This is a genomic window from Bradyrhizobium sp. CCGB01 (genome assembly GCF_024199795.1).
Classification (GTDB): domain Bacteria; phylum Pseudomonadota; class Alphaproteobacteria; order Rhizobiales; family Xanthobacteraceae; genus Bradyrhizobium.
In genome coordinates this window covers 75,383-91,198 of the sequence record NZ_JANADK010000001.1, presented here as the reverse complement: position 1 = coordinate 91,198, position 15,816 = coordinate 75,383, and the positions used below count along the sequence as shown (strand labels likewise).

The 15,816-nt window shown below is 64.0% G+C and carries 14 protein-coding genes; 6 read left to right on the top strand and 8 right to left on the bottom strand.

Annotated features, from left to right (window positions below; genetic code table 11):
• Nucleotides 1–6: 6 nt before the first annotated feature.
• The gene (locus NLM25_RS00385; RefSeq protein WP_254135632.1) at nucleotides 7–1,026 is read right to left on the bottom strand and encodes a YafY family protein; all 1,020 of its coding nucleotides are present in this window, start codon (nucleotides 1,024–1,026) and stop codon (nucleotides 7–9) included.
• Nucleotides 1,027–1,123: 97 nt separating this feature from the next.
• Here NLM25_RS00385 and NLM25_RS00380 point away from each other — a divergent pair, with 97 nt between their 5' ends.
• Genes NLM25_RS00380 through NLM25_RS00370 form a run of 3 tightly spaced genes read left to right on the top strand, consistent with a single transcriptional unit; the run spans nucleotide 1,124 to nucleotide 3,542 of the window.
• Nucleotides 1,124–1,810 (top strand): E2/UBC family protein, encoded by a 687-nt coding sequence (locus NLM25_RS00380; RefSeq protein WP_254135631.1) that lies wholly within the window; start codon nucleotides 1,124–1,126, stop codon nucleotides 1,808–1,810.
• Nucleotides 1,807–3,210 (top strand): ThiF family adenylyltransferase, encoded by a 1,404-nt coding sequence (locus NLM25_RS00375; RefSeq protein ID WP_254135630.1) that lies wholly within the window; start codon nucleotides 1,807–1,809, stop codon nucleotides 3,208–3,210. Before NLM25_RS00380 ends, NLM25_RS00375 begins: the two co-directional genes overlap by 4 nt.
• A complete protein-coding gene (locus tag NLM25_RS00370) occupies nucleotides 3,207–3,542 on the top strand; it encodes a DUF6527 family protein (protein ID WP_254135629.1) in 336 nt (111 codons plus the stop codon). The genes NLM25_RS00375 and NLM25_RS00370 overlap by 4 nt, the downstream gene beginning before the upstream one ends.
• A 277-nt stretch (nucleotides 3,543–3,819) precedes the next feature.
• On the opposite strand, the gene NLM25_RS00365 is transcribed toward NLM25_RS00370, so the two are convergent.
• The 3 genes from NLM25_RS00365 to NLM25_RS00355 form a co-directional block, all read right to left on the bottom strand.
• The gene (locus tag NLM25_RS00365; protein WP_254135628.1) at nucleotides 3,820–4,326 is read right to left on the bottom strand and encodes an RES family NAD+ phosphorylase; all 507 of its coding nucleotides are present in this window, start codon (nucleotides 4,324–4,326) and stop codon (nucleotides 3,820–3,822) included.
• Nucleotides 4,323–4,760 (bottom strand): antitoxin Xre/MbcA/ParS toxin-binding domain-containing protein, encoded by a 438-nt coding sequence (locus tag NLM25_RS00360; protein ID WP_254135627.1) that lies wholly within the window; start codon nucleotides 4,758–4,760, stop codon nucleotides 4,323–4,325. The genes NLM25_RS00365 and NLM25_RS00360 overlap by 4 nt, the downstream gene beginning before the upstream one ends.
• A 908-nt stretch (nucleotides 4,761–5,668) precedes the next feature.
• Nucleotides 5,669–6,412: a ParA family protein gene (locus tag NLM25_RS00355; protein ID WP_254135626.1), complete on the bottom strand. Its 744-nt coding sequence runs from the start codon at nucleotides 6,410–6,412 to the stop codon at nucleotides 5,669–5,671.
• A 241-nt stretch (nucleotides 6,413–6,653) separates the two neighbouring features.
• Between NLM25_RS00355 and ggt the strand changes: the two genes are divergently transcribed.
• On the top strand, nucleotides 6,654–8,333 hold the full coding sequence (gene ggt, locus NLM25_RS00350) for a gamma-glutamyltransferase (protein WP_254135625.1): 1,680 nt from the start codon (nucleotides 6,654–6,656) through the stop codon (nucleotides 8,331–8,333).
• Between the two features lie 157 nt (nucleotides 8,334–8,490).
• On the opposite strand, the gene NLM25_RS00345 is transcribed toward ggt, so the two are convergent.
• Both NLM25_RS00345 and NLM25_RS00340 read right to left on the bottom strand, forming a co-directional pair.
• Nucleotides 8,491–9,972: an aldehyde dehydrogenase gene (locus tag NLM25_RS00345; protein WP_254135624.1), complete on the bottom strand. Its 1,482-nt coding sequence runs from the start codon at nucleotides 9,970–9,972 to the stop codon at nucleotides 8,491–8,493.
• Nucleotides 9,973–10,151: 179 nt separating this feature from the next.
• The gene (locus tag NLM25_RS00340) at nucleotides 10,152–11,504 is read right to left on the bottom strand and encodes a serine protease (RefSeq protein ID WP_254135623.1); all 1,353 of its coding nucleotides are present in this window, start codon (nucleotides 11,502–11,504) and stop codon (nucleotides 10,152–10,154) included.
• Between the two features lie 258 nt (nucleotides 11,505–11,762).
• Here NLM25_RS00340 and NLM25_RS00335 point away from each other — a divergent pair, with 258 nt between their 5' ends.
• The gene (locus NLM25_RS00335) at nucleotides 11,763–12,566 is read left to right on the top strand and encodes a molybdopterin-synthase adenylyltransferase MoeB (RefSeq protein WP_254114678.1); all 804 of its coding nucleotides are present in this window, start codon (nucleotides 11,763–11,765) and stop codon (nucleotides 12,564–12,566) included.
• Nucleotides 12,567–12,575: 9 nt separating this feature from the next.
• Here NLM25_RS00335 and NLM25_RS00330 read toward each other — a convergent pair whose 3' ends face one another.
• Complete coding sequence (locus tag NLM25_RS00330; protein ID WP_254135622.1) at nucleotides 12,576–13,583, bottom strand: aldo/keto reductase; 1,008 nt, start codon at nucleotides 13,581–13,583, stop codon at nucleotides 12,576–12,578.
• Between the two features lie 120 nt (nucleotides 13,584–13,703).
• Between NLM25_RS00330 and NLM25_RS00325 the strand changes: the two genes are divergently transcribed.
• A complete protein-coding gene (locus NLM25_RS00325) occupies nucleotides 13,704–14,615 on the top strand; it encodes a LysR family transcriptional regulator (RefSeq protein WP_254135621.1) in 912 nt (303 codons plus the stop codon).
• Nucleotides 14,616–14,776: 161 nt separating this feature from the next.
• On the opposite strand, the gene NLM25_RS00320 is transcribed toward NLM25_RS00325, so the two are convergent.
• A complete protein-coding gene (locus NLM25_RS00320) occupies nucleotides 14,777–15,778 on the bottom strand; it encodes a D-glycerate dehydrogenase (protein WP_254114675.1) in 1,002 nt (333 codons plus the stop codon).
• Between the last annotated feature and the right edge of the window lie 38 nt (nucleotides 15,779–15,816).

Sequence of the window (15,816 nt, the reverse complement as noted above, 5' to 3'; positions counted from 1 at the left end):
AGAAAATTATTCGACGGGGCCCGGGACGGTGGACGAAAGCCGCGGCGGCTCCTCGTGTCGGGAGAGGGCCACACGCAATTCCGTGGTCATGAGCTGTCGTAAGGAGACGGGGGAAATGATTTCGATCTGGTTGCCCCAACAAAAGAGATGCCAGGTGAGCTCAAGCATTCCGCTCGCTCGAAATCGCACAAGCGCGCCGCCGTCGGGAAGGAATTCGACCTTTTGGTTAGGATGAAATTGCCAATTCTTGAATTCGTCCATGCCATGGGGAAGGACGTGAAGCACCACATCTTCCTGTTCGCCTTGGAAGAAGCCGAATGACCCGGTGGCAAACTGAACGAGGTTGAAGCCGGCGGGTCGGGACGCGGTCTTCTCGAGTACCGTGATGCACTCGATCTTGTCGAGCCGCCAATGCTTGGGCTTGGTGGCGCCGAGATCGGCGGCGATCAGGTAATTGCAGCGTCCGAATAGGATACCGAACGGCACGACCTCGCGCGCGGCGCCAGGCCTTGAGCCGCCGTGATAGACAAATTGCAGGACCTTCATCTGCAAGAGGGCATCGCGAATCGCGAGAAGCACGTCGGGATCTTCAACAGCCCGAGGTCCTGCTGGCACCGCGATCATCTCGGCCCGCAGCAGTACCTCGAGATCTGGGGCCAGCTTGTTGAGTGCTGGCCGCTTTATCGCTGAGCGTATTTTCTTCTCGAGACTCTGTAGAGCGTCGGCGCTGGCGTTCGCATCGCGACGGCGCAGGCCCTCGATCGCCTTGTTCAGCTCCAGCAGCTCTTCTTTCGTGGGCGCATTGATGAAGCCATCGAGCCCGCCGGGTATCCGGAAGCGCTTCGTGGCGCCATCTTGGTGCTCTTCGAGCTGCGGAAAGATAGAGGCCAGCGCATCACGCATGCGCTCGATCGTGCGGCGGCTTTCACCGAGTTCTCGGGCCATTTCGTCCAACGTCAGCCCTTCGGCGCTGGAGGCCAGCGTCCGCGCAAGATCCAGAAGGGCTGCTGCCTTCTCGTGCCGCATGGAATCCTACGACCGTTTCTGTCGTAGGACGATAGCAAAGTTCCATCCGACGGTCACTTGACGCTGAGTCGGGTGATTTGACCTGATGGAGAAAGCTATGGAAAACCAAGACGTTAATCAGGGGGGCGCCGATGGAGATGGGGTCGATCCCGCGCGCACCTGGAAGCTCAATGTCCAAGGAGTTGTCATCGATTCGCGTTCGCCTCAGATCGTGGTGCGGGATGCGATCAAATTGGCGGGCTTCGACCCCGATGCCGACTGGATCATCGTCCTCAAGGTCGCCGGCGAGCCGCGGAAGGAGGTTGATCTCAACGCGACCATCGACCTCTCGCATCCGGGCGTCGAGAAGCTGCGACTGACCCCGCGCCAGATCAACAACGGCGAAGCCGCGGCGCCTTGCCGGCGCGATTTCGCGTTGCTGCCGCAGGACGAGGTCCACCTGGATCGCTTGGGTCTGCGCTGGGAAACCATCATCGATGGCGCGCGCCGTTGGCTGTTGCTCCGCGCGTATCCACTGCCGCCGGGCTACACCGTCGCCGTTACGGACCTGGCTATCGAGGTGCCGGTGAGCTATCCCGGCGCTCAGCTCGACATGTTCTATTGTCATCCGCACCTGGCGTTGCGCAACGGTCAGTCCATCCCACAGGTGCAATGCATCGAGTCCCTCAACGGGATTGGCTTTCAACGCTGGTCAAGGCATCGCCAGTGGGATAGCGCGCGTGACAATGTCAGCACGCACCTCGCACTCGTGGAAGAATCGCTGCGCCGGGAGGTCGAGCGGTGATCGCGCGGAAAGAAACCTTGGTGCTCCCACAGCCGATCTTCCAGAGGCTGCACCGTCACCTCTTTCCAGGAGACGGATTCGAAGCCGCAGCCCTGTTGCTTTGCACGCGCGCGACCGGACGTCGCCGCAAACTTCTGGCCTGCAACCTCATCGAAGTGCCCTACGAGGCCTGCGCGCAACGCACCGAGAACTTTTTGAGCTGGCCAGGCAGTTGTGTTGAGGTGGCTATTGAGCGTGCGGAGGCTGCGGGGTTGAGCATCATCGCGGTGCACTCGCACCCCGGCGGCCTGTTCGCCTTCTCCGATCTTGATGATGCGAGCGACAGGCTGCTGCTGCCCGCTCTCTTTCATGGAACGGACGAGGTGGCTGGCTCGGCCATCATGCTCCCGGACGGTGCGATGCTCGGCCGCCTCTACGGCGCCGATGGCGTTGCAAAAACGATCGATCTCGTCAGCGCGTTCGGCGATGACCTGCGTTTCTGGTGGCACCAGGATGCCCACCTGGGAACGTCGCCGAAGAGGCCGGTTGCCTTTACGAGCGGCATGACAGAATGGCTGGGCCGCCTCAGCGCTTGCGTGATCGGCGTCTCCGGGACCGGCTCTGTGATCGCCGAGCAGCTTGCCCGCATTGGCTTCGGCGAAATCATCCTCGTCGACTTCGACAAGATCGAGCCCCGTAACCTCAATCGTATTCTCAATGCGACAATTGATGATGCGAGAATCGGCCGGCTCAAGGTTGAGATGTTCGCGTCCGCCGTGAGGCACTACCGCGCGGGCTGCGACGTGCAATGTGTACCCAGCTCCATCGCAACTCATGATGCGGTTCTGGCGGCAAGCGAAGCCGATATTCTATTCTCGTGCGTTGACACGGCCGAAGGGCGGCACATCGCGGACCGCCTCGCTGCCTACTTCGCCATGCCGCTCTTCGATCTCGGCGTCTCGATTCCGACGCGAAGGGGGTTGGGTGACGAGCGCGAGATCGCGGAGGTGTGTGGGCGCATCGACTATGTTTTTCCGGGCGGTTCAACGTTGCTCGACCGCGGGGTCTACGATGGCGCCCTCCTGGAGGCCGAGTACCTCGCCCGCACGGCGCCGGAGGCGTTCCGGCAAAAACTCAATGATGGATACCTTCGCGGTATCGACGAACAGGCCCCCGCTGTCATTACCCTCAACATGCGCGCCGCCTCCGACGCCTTCATGGAATTCATCGCGCGGGCATTTCCGTTCCGGCACCCCCCCAACGGCAGCCGTGCACGGACACTCTTCATGTTGGCCGATGGCGATGCCGACGTATTCACGGAGTGCGATTTCGTGGCTTCCGGCCGCTATCCGATTGCCGCGGGTCCGCAAGAGCCACTCCTCGGTTTGCCGGCCCTCGGCAAGCAACGGAGGGCCGCATGAGGCCGCAGATCGTATGGTGGCGGCGGCTCCTGGACTTTGTTGGACCGCTGCGGAAGCTACGAATCGTCGAAGGCGATTCTCTTCCGGCCAAGCTCCCGTTTCGCGATCTGGTGTTGGCGCGGGACGGTCAGGAAGACTGGTCAGTCGGACTGCGTTGCCCGTGTGGATGTGGGGAGCGCCTCGAAATGATGTTGCTGCAAGGAGTAAAGCCGCGGTGGGATGTCATGCTCGACGATAAGGGCCGGGTCAGCCTATATCCATCCGTATGGTTGAGAACGGGCTGCCGTTCTCATTTTTGGATTCGCCGCGGGAAAATAGTTTGGTGCGATTAAGCGCAACGGGATGCACCGTCTAGGAGATTCATGTTTGGCCATTTTTCCGATCCACAACGACTTAGTCGATGGCCATCGCTCCCGGTCAGGACAAGTGTGAGTAATACAGGGAAAGAGATTAGGAGGCGTACAGTCCGCAGGGGACAATATCACGCCCGCGCGGGTTCGTGATCGTTCGTCCTGCGGTTAAGCCAGACCGCCTCTGGGGCCAGATTCTTCGCGTGGAGGGTTCTCGACGGTCCATTCGACAGTTCGTACAGAACCGTGCATGTCGCGACTAGGGACCCGCCGGAGGGTGCAGGCGAGGATCCAGGGCAAACGGCTCCTGCGACTTCACCTTATAGCAGCCAGCTGCATTTGACGCGATAAACATCAGATTCCAGCTCGCGGTCGACACGACACTCGGAATCAGCACGACCTTATGTCTGTTGAGAAGATCATCGCCGAATGCTTGCTGTCCGGCGCTGGGGATGCCGGGCCGAAGCCAATTCGGATTTGGAATCATTGTCGGGTCCACCACGAACACGCTTGCTGGGTCTACTGTCATGGCGGTGAGTACGTGGGGGATCGTATCAAGCGCTCTGAATCCCTTGTGGACTGCAACCTCCAGAATTGCAGCAGAGGGATCGATCGAGCAATACACGGCCCGGTGTCCTCTGCTGTTCCAGCGGCCCCCGACCAGAAAAGCTCCCTCACCGCTGTCCCATGTGGCCGCGTATGTCGCCAGGTCTAACCGCCAGGCGACAAGCTCGGCGCCACCCAGCGCCGCAGGCAATGGCGTCACGCGTAGACACCGTGCTCAAGTCGAACGAGGAAATCTTCCACCAATTCAACGCCAGCCGGCGTGGCCAACAGATCGATTGGTCTATGCTGGTTCAAGCCGATAGCCGGCCGTTCCAACCATTGCTCAGCTTCCTGCTTGGAGCCGAAAATCGAGGTCGCTTTCGCCAGGACTTCCGCAAGTTTCCATGTTCGCCCGCTTTGCTCGGGGCTGAGTGGCTTGGCTCCCGCGGAGGCGTGGCGTTGGTAGGTGCGATGGCTCATTCCAATGGCCTTGGCGAACGAGTCGTCCCAGCGAAGAGACGCCAGGTTCTCAATCAGGTGGAACAGCGCTCTGGACGGCAGCCCGTTCAGGAGCATCTGATGTGCTTCCAGTGGGCTCTCTGGTACCTTTCGAAACGTCGACGGCGCCCCAAGCAGGCTGGCGATCGCAGCCATCCGTGTCTTCTCAATCGGCTCAGGTCGGTCGGTCCCGCGGCTCGGCATGAAAGGTCTCTGCGACAGGTGTCACATCATATATGACAGTTGGCATCAAATTCAAGGCACCTCCCTCTGCCGAGATTCGGCGGAATATCCGCGCCTATGGGCCCCTGCTGGCCCTCGCCGAGCGGATCGGGTCGTGCGGAAGGTAAGAAAAATAGCTGCCAGCATACCAGTCGGTAACCGATCTCGCCTCCCGCAATCCGGCGCGCCCGACGCCCGGCGGGACGGCGTCTAATTACCTCGACTGATTCTGCTGCCTATCCTTGCATTCACCGTCCTCGCCCCGGCGCCTTTCCCTGAGGCAGGCAATGGAGCTTCTAGGCGGCTTGATTGTCCTGCGCGTCATCCTGTTTCAATGACCACCTGGCTCTATTCCGTCCATAGGCCTGGAAGGTCTCGCGATGTCGGCTGAGCAACGTGCAAAGGTAAGTCAACCCATTACCGTAGATCCGAAGCCCTTGCTGCGCGAAGAAAGCGATGAGTTCAATCGGCCGCATAGGCTCGCCTGCCCGATTCATGGCCACCTGGATCAGTTCGAGGACTTCCTCGGAAGTTCGAAAGTATCTCTCTGGCAGAGACTCCCACTCGGAACGAAGCATGAACCCCTTTGAAAAAATCTGGACGTAGGTATCGGGTTGGCTTTTGAGCTCATGGTGCACAGATCCCAACGTTCGGAAGATGCCTCGCTTTTCCAAGTCTTGAACGATTACTGCTGCCGTGACGGGCACTTGCGATCCTCGCAAACATTCGAGAATGGGCTTTGGCTTAGGTGTGACCGCCACCGTTGGGAACTGGATCTTTAGCTTCTGGGCGGCGCCTGTGTTCGTAAGGGTTTCGGACGTACGGATAGGCGATCGCCCCGCTCAGGACGCCAGTGTGGTGCTCTCGTCCGCCGAAAGCTCGGCGGCGACATGCAACATCCCGTTCGCGGTCGAGATGACCTGGTCGATCAGGACATTGGTCGTGGCTTCGAGCTCGAGCCGGGTCTCGATCCAGCGCCAGAGGCCGCGGATCTCGTCCGCCGACTTGCCGTTCGGCGCGAACTCGCTGACGGCGAGGCCGCCGGCGAGCGAGTCCTGGTGGTCGTTGCGCATCACGATCAGCGGGCGTGCCAGCACCTCGGAAAGATCGAGTGCGGCTTCCTCGGCGAGGGCGCTCGCGGCATTGTCGATGCGCTGGCCGCGGATCGGCGTCTGGTTCAGCACGAAGCCGTAGGGCCGCTTCCAGGCACGGGCGACGCTGAGGGTGGAGACGGTCGCCTCGATATCGGCCACGCTCGGGCGGGCCGGGATCAGGCACAGGTCGGAATGACGGATCGCGGCGGTGGTCGCGGCGCTGAGGCCGGCCGCGGTGTCGACGATCGCGAGCTGAAGGCCGCTGTCGGCCAGCATCTTCAGGCGAGGCTCGATATCGGCGGCGTGATAGATCGGCTCGACGACGATGTCGTCATTGTTGCGCCGGCGGTGCCAGTTGGACAGGGTGCCCTGCGGGTCGGTTTCGATCAGGCGGACGGTGAAGCCGGCCTGCCTGGCTGCGAGTGCGAGGCCGATGGCAAGCGTGCTCTTGCCGCTGCCGCCCTTTTGGGTGGCCAGTACGATCGTATGCATGGAAGATGATTTCCTTTGGAATTCCTGGGGTCTTTGAGTAACGCCACGCGAACGTGCATCGCTTCTCGATGCTGAGCTCTTCTCGCTCAGGACGTGCCCTGCCCAGTCCAAAGACCGCGGATGTCCGAATCAACGGATAAGATGATGGCAGAATCGGGAATGCCAGCTAATCCGTACCAATACTGGACCCGTCGTCGCGCGTGTGATGTGCTCGCCGCCGCGAATAAAAGGGGCATGGGGCATGGGCGGAAACTGGCGCGACCGGACGGCGACGACCTTTGAATGCCAGAAGATGCCTGCGGTCGCGAGCCGCGGCATGGTGGTCAGCAACCATCCACTGGCCTCCAGCGCCGGCGCCGAGATGCTGGCCGCGGGCGGCAACGCCATCGACGCCGCGATCGCGACCCTGTTCACGCTGACCGTGGTCGAGCCGATGATGGTCGGCATCATCGGCGGCGGCATGGCGCACATACGTCTGGCCGACGGCAGCCACCGCTTCATCGACGGCCAGAGCACCGTGCCTGCGGCGGTGCGTGACACCACCTACACGTCGAAGCCGGGCTCGGCCCATGACGTGTTCGACACCGTCGGCAACGAAAACCTCAACGGTCCGAAGGCGGTCGCTACGCCGGGCTCGCTGAAAGCCTGGTGCGAGACGCTGCAAAGGTTCGGCACCATGAGCCTCGCCGACGTCATGCAGCCCGCGATCAAGCACGCCGCGCGCGGCTATGCGGCGACGCCGTACCTGCACGAATGCATCAGCGAGAGCGCCGCCGAGATGCGCAAGGACAAGCCGATCGCGGCGATCTACCTGCCTGATGGCGAGCCGCTCAAGGTCGGCGAGCGCGTGGTGCAGGCCGAATATGCCGAGACCTTGCGGTATATCGCCGAGCACGGCGAGAAGGCGCTCTATGCGGGACCGCTTGGCGACATCCTCGTCGACTACATGGAGAAGGCCGGCGGCTTCATCCGCCGCAACGATCTCACCAGCTACAGGACCGTCGAACGACAGCCGATCCGCGCCGACTACCGCGGCTGGACCATCTTTGGCCCGCCGCCGCCCGCGGCCTCCGGCGTGCACATCGCCCAGATGCTGAACATTCTGGAGGGCTACGACATCGGCGGCCTCGGCTTCGGCACGCCAGAGACCATCCACCATCTTGCCGAAGTCCTGAAGATCGCCTTTGCCGATCGCGCGGCGGCCAGCGGCGATCCTGATTATGTCGGCGTCCCCGTGGAGCGGCTGACGTCGAAGGCCTATGCCGAGGAGCGACGTCGCGCCATCGATCCCGCGCGGGCGCGGGCCTGGGGCGTCGGCGTGTCGCAGCTCGAAGCCGCGGACACCACGCACATGACGGCCGCGGATGCGTTCGGCAACGTGGTCGCGACCACGCAGACCATCAACAATCTGTTCGGCGCGAAGATCATGATTCCGGGCCTGGGCACTATTGCGAACAACTACATGAACCTGTTCGATCCGCGTCCCGGCCACGCGCTGTCGCTGGCGCCGGGCAAGCGCGTCACGACCTCGATGTCACCGATGATGGCGCTGAGCGGCGGCAAGCTGCGCTACGCGCTCGGCCTGCCCGGGGGCAAGCGCATCTTCCCAAGCGCGATGCAGGCGCTGGTCAATCTGATCGACCACGGCATGAGCTTGCAGGAGGCGGTCGAGGCACCGCGCGTCTGGACCGAAGGCAATGCGCTCGAAGTCGAGCAGAAAGTCCCGGAGAGCGTGCGAGCAAGACTCGCGGGGTTCGGCCACAAGGTGCAGCCCGTCGCGACAGTCGCCGGCGGCATGAACGGCATCGCCTTCCACGACGACGGCACCATGACCGGCGCCGCCTGCTGGCGCGCGGACGGCACGCCGGTCGGGATATCGGGTGGCCTCGCGAAGGCCGGGATCAGGTTCAGGCTGAGTTAGCAGCAGCCAGCTCGGCCTCCATGGTTCGAGATGCCCGCTTCGCGGGCTCCTCACCATGAGGGTTAGCACCTCGCCACAACCCGAAACCTCATCCTGAGGAGGCCGCCAAAGGCGGCCGTCTCGAAGGATGGCTGCGGGCGAGCTGCCCGCTACTCCCTCACCGCATCACGAACGGATTCGCCGGCACGTCGGTCGCCGTCGAGATCCACACGCTCTTGGTTTCCTGATATTCGCGTACCGCATCGATGCCGCTCTCTCGGCCGACGCCGGAATGCTTCATGCCGCCGAACGGCATCATATAGCTGATCGCGCGATAGGTGTTCACCCAGACCGTGCCGGCGCGCAGCTGCTTCGGCACGCGAATGGCACGCGCGAGGTCGCGGGTCCAGATGCCGGCCGCAAGACCATAGATCGTGTCGTTGGCGATGCGGATGGCGTCCTCTTCATTGTCGAAGGCAATGATCGACAGCACCGGCCCGAACACCTCCTCGCGCGCGATCCGCATCGTGTTGTCGACGTCGGTGAATATGGTCGGCTCGACGAACTGGCCGCCGGTAATGCCCTCGCCGGAGGCCGGCTTGCCGCCAAGCAGGCAGCGCGCACCTTCGGCCTTGGCGATGTCGATATAGTCGAGGATCTTCTTGTATTGAGCGGGCGTCGTGACGGGACCAATGTTGGTGTCGGCCTGCATCGGATTGCCGATCTTGGCCGAGCGCGCGAGCTCGAGCAGTCGGTCCACGAACTTGTCCTTGATCGAACGCTGCACCAGCAGCCGCGATCCGGCGATGCAGGTCTGGCCCGTCGCTGCGAAGATGCCAGCGACGGCGCCGGCGGCGGCCGCGGCGAGATCGGCATCCTCGAACACGATGTTGGGTGATTTGCCGCCGAGCTCCAGCGACACGCGCTTCAGGCTGCGCGCCGCGGTCTCATAGACCCGCGCGCCTGTCGTGTCCGAGCCGGTGAAGGTGATCTTGGCGACGCCGGGATGCGAGATCAGCTCGCTGCCGATCTCGGGACCGAAGCCGGTGACGACGTTGAAGATGCCGTCGGGAATTCCGGCTTCCTTCGTCAGTGCAGCGAATTCCAGCGTGCTGGCCGAGGTGAATTCCGACGGCTTGACGACCACGGCACAGCCGGCGGCGAGTGCGGCGGCGCACTTCCAGGCGACAAACAGCAGCGGCGAATTCCAGGCGGTCAGCGCGGCGACGACGCCGACCGGCTCATGCGTCGTGTAGGCAAAGGTGTCGGCCTTGTCGATCGGGACGAGCCCACCTTCCAGCTTGTCGACGAGCCCGCCAAAATACCACCACCATTCCGGATGGTAGCGCAACTGGCCTAGCATCTCCGCCATCAGCTTGCCGTTGTCGCGCACCTCGATCTCGGCGAGGCGCTCCGCATTCGCCGCGACGAGGTCGCCGAGCTTGCGCATCACCTTGCCGCGGGCCGAGGCCGTCATCTTCGCCCACGGGCCGCGCCACATCGCTTCGTTGGCGGCCTTCACGGCCTTGTCGACATCGGCCGCCGATCCGCGCGGAATCTTCGCCCAGGGCTTGCCCTGATAGGGATCGATCGAGTCGAACCACTGGCCATTGGCGGGATCGACATACTCGCCGTTGATGTAGAGCTGATAGGTTTTCATGAAATCCTCCCGTCCGAACGCCTTATGATTGCGGCTGGAGGGGAGGCTATCACGGCCTCCATGACTTCGTTGCGGCGAAGCCACTCACAAAAGTTGCGGCTGGTCTGCGCTTGTACAGGTCTCGTGCCCCGGACGCTGCGCGGCACGAAGTGGCGCGCTGCAGAGCCGGGACCCGAGATTTACTTCCGCACGCAGATTACGCGCACGACAGCCGCTTTCGCGTCGGTCGACGTGCCGTTCGTGGTGACGGCGTTTGCCTTCAGGAAATCGCGTACCGTCTCGGCAGAGACCATCACCGCCTGCGATGCCGGCACTGATGGCCCCGCGACCATCGCCGGCTTCAACAGGGCGATGCCGGCGAACTTGCCGTCGCCGTCGATGGCCGGGCTGCCGGAGAAGCCGATCGCCGGTGGAGGCGACAGCGCGGAATCGCTCGCCGTGACCGGCGCCAGCGCGCCCTTGAGGCTCGATACGCCGGCCGCGCCGCCCTGGCTTTGGGGATCGGCGATGCCGACGACATCGACGCTCGTCTTCGCTGTGCCGCCTGTGAGGCCGAGCGGCTTCAGGCCGCGGGCGCCGTAGATGTGCAGGAGCGCGAGATCGTGCTGCTTGTCCTCGGCGAGACGGTCGGCGCTGCCATGGCCGGCGATCGTGATTGCGAGACAGCTATCGGTGACGAGGCGGTCGGTGACGATCGCGCCGTCGTCGCTGACGACGAGGCCGGTGCCGTATTCGACATTCTTGCGCGGCGGCGGCCCGGCTTGCGGTCCTGACGGGAATGCATTGAAGGCGCTCGACATTGCGATCACGACCGGCTCGACCGTGTTCTCGGTCGCCTGGTCGTAGAGGATCGTCATGGTGCGGACTTCGTCGCCTTTGAAGGTGCCTCGCACGTAGAATTTCTTCAGACCCTGCAATCCCGACAGCACGAAGAAATCGGGCTTCACCACGGTGTAGTCGACCTTGCGCCCGGACGGCTCCTTCTCCAACTCGGCGAGTTTTGCCGTGGTCGGGTTCGCCTCCTTGCGGCGGCTCAGCAGCACCTGCACCGTCCCGGTCGGCGAGGTCCATTTCGAGCCGTTGGCATCGGTCGCCTGCTGTGGCACCAATTTACCGGGGATGCCGAGCCGGGCGCCGCTGGTCGGCTCCATCACGATCTTCCAGCCGACGCTCTCCTGCTTTCGCCGCGCAGTCTCGGCGAGCGCGGCGCGTTCCTGCGGATTGAGCACGCCGGTCGGCTTGCCGCCCTTGGCCTTCTGATACTCCTTGATCGCCTCGACCATGCGCGCGCTGACGTCGCCGGTGATGGCGCCGTTATATTGGCCGACCCAGGCGAGGTCGGACTGGAGCGACAGCCGTTCCGCCTGCGCCATCGCGTCCGCCGTCGCCGACGGCGTCTGCAGTGCGGGAGGCCGGATCGGCACGGTCTGGACGACCTTCGGCTTGGCGCCGGGGACCTGTGGCGTCGTCATCTGGGCGTTCGCGCCTGCGGCAGTCGCGAACATCAGTGTTGCCGCAAGCATCGATCTCATGACAAATCCAGCCAGCCCATTGAACGTGCTGCCATTGAAGCACATCTCGTTGGTCGCGAACAATGTTGGGGTGGTTCAGGTGGCGATAGACGCCACGAACTCAGGCTCTCATCCTGAGGAGCGGCCCAAGGGCCGCGTCTCGAAGGATGGCCACAGGCGATACCGGGGCCTTCATGGTTCGCCCGGCGATGCGTAGCATCGTCCGGAGAGGCGCTGAGCGCTCCTCACCATGAGGGTTGAGAGGAACGAAGGACGACGATGCTGAGCCCGGACGAACTCGAACGTTATGCCCGCCATATCGTGCTGCGCGATGTCGGTGGTCCCGGCCAGGCCGCGCTGAAGCGGGCGTCGGTGCTGGTGATCGGCGCCGGCGGGCTCGGCGCGCCCGCCTTGATGTATCTGGCGGCCGCCGGCATCGGCACGCTCGGCGTGGTCGACGACGACGTGGTCTCGCTGTCCAACCTCCAGCGCCAGGTCATCCATACGACGCCCGATATCGGCCGGCACAAGGTCGAGAGCGCGGCCGAGCGGATCTCCGCGCTCAATCCGCATGTCCGCTTCGTCGGCCATGCCACCTGGCTCAACGCCGACAATGCGCTGGGCATGATCGGCGACTACGACCTCGTGCTCGACGGCTCCGACAATTTCTCGACGCGCTATCTGGTCTCGGATGCCTGCTTCTTCGCGAAGCGGCCGCTGATCACGGCGGCGCTCGGCACTTTCGACGGCTCGCTCACCACCATCCGCGCGCATGAGAAGAACGAGCAGGACGAATTCAACCCGACCTATCGCTGCCTGTTTCCGGAGGCGCCGCCGCCCGGCACGGTGCCGGCCTGCGCCGAGGCCGGCGTCATGGGTGCGCTCGCGGGCGTGATGGGCTCGATGATGGCGCTGGAGGCCATCCGCGAGATCGTCGGCTTCGGCGACGGCCTCGTCGGCCGTCTCCTGATGATCGATGCGCGCGCGATGCGCTTCGAGACGCTGCGCTACGCGCGCGATCCGGCCAATCCGCTCAACGGCGATGGGCCTGTGATCACCGACCTCAGCGCCCATCGTACTTGAGCGCAGCCGCTACGTCGTGGCGGGCTTTTCACTATCGAGATGCGCCATCTGCTCGGCCGCGTAACGCGTGCCGGCGGCGACATCACGCGGGAATGCCTTGGCCAGTGCCGAGAGATGAGCTTGCGTCAGCGTCACCTTGGTTGCGCCGAGTGCTTCGGTGAGACGATTGCGAGTGCGGGCGCCGACCAACGGCACGATTTCCTTGCCTTTCACCGCGACCCAGGCGATCGCGACCTGCGCCGGCGTCGCGCCGATCTCCGTGGCGATCGCGCGCAGCTGCTCCACCAGCGCGAGATTGGCGTCGAGATTGGCGCCCTGGAAGCGCGGCGTCATCAGCCGGTAATCCTTACCGGTTTTGCCGGAGTCCTTCGACCAATGGCCGCTGATCAGGCCGCGCGCCAGCACGCCGTAAGCGGTGATGCCGATGCCGAGTTCGCGGCAGGTCTTGAGGATGTCTCGTTCGATGCCGCGCTCGATCAGCGAATATTCGATCTGGAGATCGGCGATCGGATGCACGGCATGCGCGCGGCGGAGCGTGTCGGAGCCGACCTCGGACAGGCCGATATGCCTGATGTAGCCGGCCTTCACGAGATCGGCGAGGCCGCCGATCGTCTCTTCGATGGGAACGTTCGGGTCGAGACGCGCGGGGCGATAGATGTCGAGATAATCGGTACCGAGCCGCTGCAGCGAATAGGCGAGGAAGTTCTTGGTGGCGGCCGGCCTTGTGTCCATTCCGGCAAACTCGCCGGCGGGGCCGCGCAGCGCGCCGAACTTGACGCTGATCTGCACTTTCTCGCGCGGAACATCCTTGAGCGCCTCGCGCACCAGCATCTCGTTGTGACCCATGGCGTAGAAGTCGCCGGTATCCAGCAGCGTGATGCCGGCGTCGAGCGCCGCATGCACCGTGGCGATGGCCTCGCCCCGATCGGCAGGGCCGTAGACCTCCGACATCCCCATGCAGCCGAGACCAAGGGCGGAGACGGTTGGGCCGGTCGTACCGAGTTTGCGCTGTTCCATGATGGCTCTCCTCGAAAAGGCGGCTGACTGATTGCGCCGCGTGACGAGGCCAGATATGCGTCCGCTCCATTGCGCCGATAAGCTGGACAATCCAGAATGGCTTGTTCACATTAGCGAACAATGGCCGAGCCCGATCTACGCGATCTCGATGTCTTCGTGGCGGTTGCCCGAACCCGCAATTTCCGGCGTGCGGCGGTCGAAATTCGCGTGTCGGTGTCGAGCCTTAGCCAGCGGCTACGGGACCTGGAGGAACGCCTCGGCGTCCGCCTGATGAACCGCACCACCCGCAGCGTGGCGCTGACCGAGGCGGGCGAATTGCTGCTGTCGCGGCTGGCCCCGGCCCTGCGCGATGTCGGCGACGCCCTGGATCAGGTCCGCGGCCTGCGCGAGGTCGCCTCAGGCCGTCTGCGCATCAACGCGCCGCCACCGGCGGTCGACCTCGTGCTGGCGCCGATGGCCGGGCCATTCCTTCAGACGTACCCGCAGGTCGACCTCGACATCGTTTCCGAAAGCGGCTTCGTCGACATCGTCGGCGCCGGCTTCGATGCCGGCGTACGCTACGGCGAGCATCTCGCGCAGGACATGGTGGCGATCCCGCTGAGCGGCCCGCAGAGCTATGTCGTCGTCGCGTCGCCCGATTATATCGCGCGCCGCGGCAGGCCCGGGCATCCGAAGGATCTGCTCGACCATGATTGCATCCGCGCCCGCTACTCGAGCGGCGTCATGCACGATCTGGAGTTCGAGAAGGCGGGCCAGCTCGTGAAGGTCGATCCGCCCGCAAAGCTGATCTCGACCAATATGGGCCTTGCGATGCGCGCTGCGCTCGATGGCGCCGGTATCTGGGCCACGCTCGATGGCTACGTCCACGACGCCGTGAAATCAGGCGCGCTGGTCAGCCTGATGGAAGACTGGTGCGAGCCGTTTCCCGGACCGTTCCTGTACTATCCGAGCCGACGCCAGACGCCGCCCGCGCTGCGCGCCTTCATCGATTTCGTCGCGGACTGGCGCAAGCGCAACGTGGCAAGGCCTTAGACCCTCATGGTGAGGAGGCGCGAAGCGCCTCTCCGGACGATGCTACGCATCGCCGGGCGAACCATGAAGGCCCGGAACTCGCCCGTGGCCATCCTTCGAGAAGCCGCTTCGCGGCTCCTCAGGATGAGGACGCAGGGCTTGTCATGCAGTCGATTGGAAACTCAGAGCATGCTCGGCAGCACGCGATCCGGCGGCTTGTGCGCGTCGAGGAAGGTGCGGATGTTGATGATGACCTTCTCGCCCATCTCGACGCGACCCTCGATCGTGGCCGAGCCCATATGCGGGAGCAGCGTCACCTTGCCGGCCTTGGCGAGCCGCACCAGCTTCGGGTTCACCGCGGGCTCGTGCTCGTAGACGTCGAGGCCGGCGCCGCCGATCTCGCCGCCCTCGATCAGCTTGATCAGCGTGTCCTCGTCGGTCACCTCGCCGCGCGCGGTGTTGACGATGTAGGCGTCCTTGCGGATCAGCTTCAGCCGCCGCGCCGACAGCAGGTGGTAGGTCGCCGGCGTGTGCGGACAGTTCACCGAGATGATGTCCATCCGCGCCAGCATCTGGTCGAGGCTTTCCCAATAGGTCGCGCCGAGCTCTTCGGCGATCTTCGGCGCCACGGGACGGCGGTTGTGATAGTGGATCTGCAAGCCGAAGGCGCGGGCGCGGCGCGCGACCGCCTGGCCGATGCGGCCCATGCCGATGATGCCGAGACGCTTGCCGCCGATGCGGTGGCCGAGCATCCAGGTCGGCGACCAGCCCGGCCAGGGCTTTCCTTCCGTCAGGATCGAGGCGCCTTCGATCATCCGGCGCGGCACGGCCAGAATCAGCGCCATGGTCATGTCGGCGGTGTCTTCGGTGAGAACCTTCGGCGTGTTGGTGACGGTGATGCCGCGGGCATGCGCGGCCTCGACATCGATATTGTCGACGCCGTTGCCGAAATTGGCGATCAGGCGGAGCTTGCAGTCGGGCTGATTGACGATGTCGGCGGTGATGTGGTCGGTGACGGTGGGAACCAGCACGTCGGCGGTGCGCGCGGCTTCGGCGAGTTGCTCGCTCGACAGCGGCGTGTCGTCGAGATTGATCCGCGCGTCGAACAGCTCGCGCATCCGGGTCTCGATCGAGTCCGGCAACTTGCGCGTCACCACGACGAGGGGCTTTTTCTTCACCGACATGTCCTGCCCTCATGAGGCGTTGCAGGCCGCCTCTGTCG

Coding starts and splice junctions, on each gene's coding strand:
- NLM25_RS00380 (WP_254135631.1), top strand. CDS start 1,124: ATGGAAAACCAAGACGTTAATCAGGGGGGCGCCGATGGAGATGGGGTC.
- NLM25_RS00355 (WP_254135626.1), bottom strand. CDS start 6,412: ATGCATACGATCGTACTGGCCACCCAAAAGGGCGGCAGCGGCAAGAGC.
- NLM25_RS00330 (WP_254135622.1), bottom strand. CDS start 13,583: ATGGAACAGCGCAAACTCGGTACGACCGGCCCAACCGTCTCCGCCCTT.
- NLM25_RS00370 (WP_254135629.1), top strand. CDS start 3,207: ATGAGGCCGCAGATCGTATGGTGGCGGCGGCTCCTGGACTTTGTTGGA.
- NLM25_RS00325 (WP_254135621.1), top strand. CDS start 13,704: ATGGCCGAGCCCGATCTACGCGATCTCGATGTCTTCGTGGCGGTTGCC.
- NLM25_RS00340 (WP_254135623.1), bottom strand. CDS start 11,504: ATGAGATCGATGCTTGCGGCAACACTGATGTTCGCGACTGCCGCAGGC.
- ggt (WP_254135625.1), top strand. CDS start 6,654: ATGGGCGGAAACTGGCGCGACCGGACGGCGACGACCTTTGAATGCCAG.
- NLM25_RS00385 (WP_254135632.1), bottom strand. CDS start 1,026: ATGCGGCACGAGAAGGCAGCAGCCCTTCTGGATCTTGCGCGGACGCTG.
- NLM25_RS00335 (WP_254114678.1), top strand. CDS start 11,763: ATGCTGAGCCCGGACGAACTCGAACGTTATGCCCGCCATATCGTGCTG.
- NLM25_RS00360 (WP_254135627.1), bottom strand. CDS start 4,760: ATGGCTGCGATCGCCAGCCTGCTTGGGGCGCCGTCGACGTTTCGAAAG.
- NLM25_RS00345 (WP_254135624.1), bottom strand. CDS start 9,972: ATGAAAACCTATCAGCTCTACATCAACGGCGAGTATGTCGATCCCGCC.
- NLM25_RS00320 (WP_254114675.1), bottom strand. CDS start 15,778: ATGTCGGTGAAGAAAAAGCCCCTCGTCGTGGTGACGCGCAAGTTGCCG.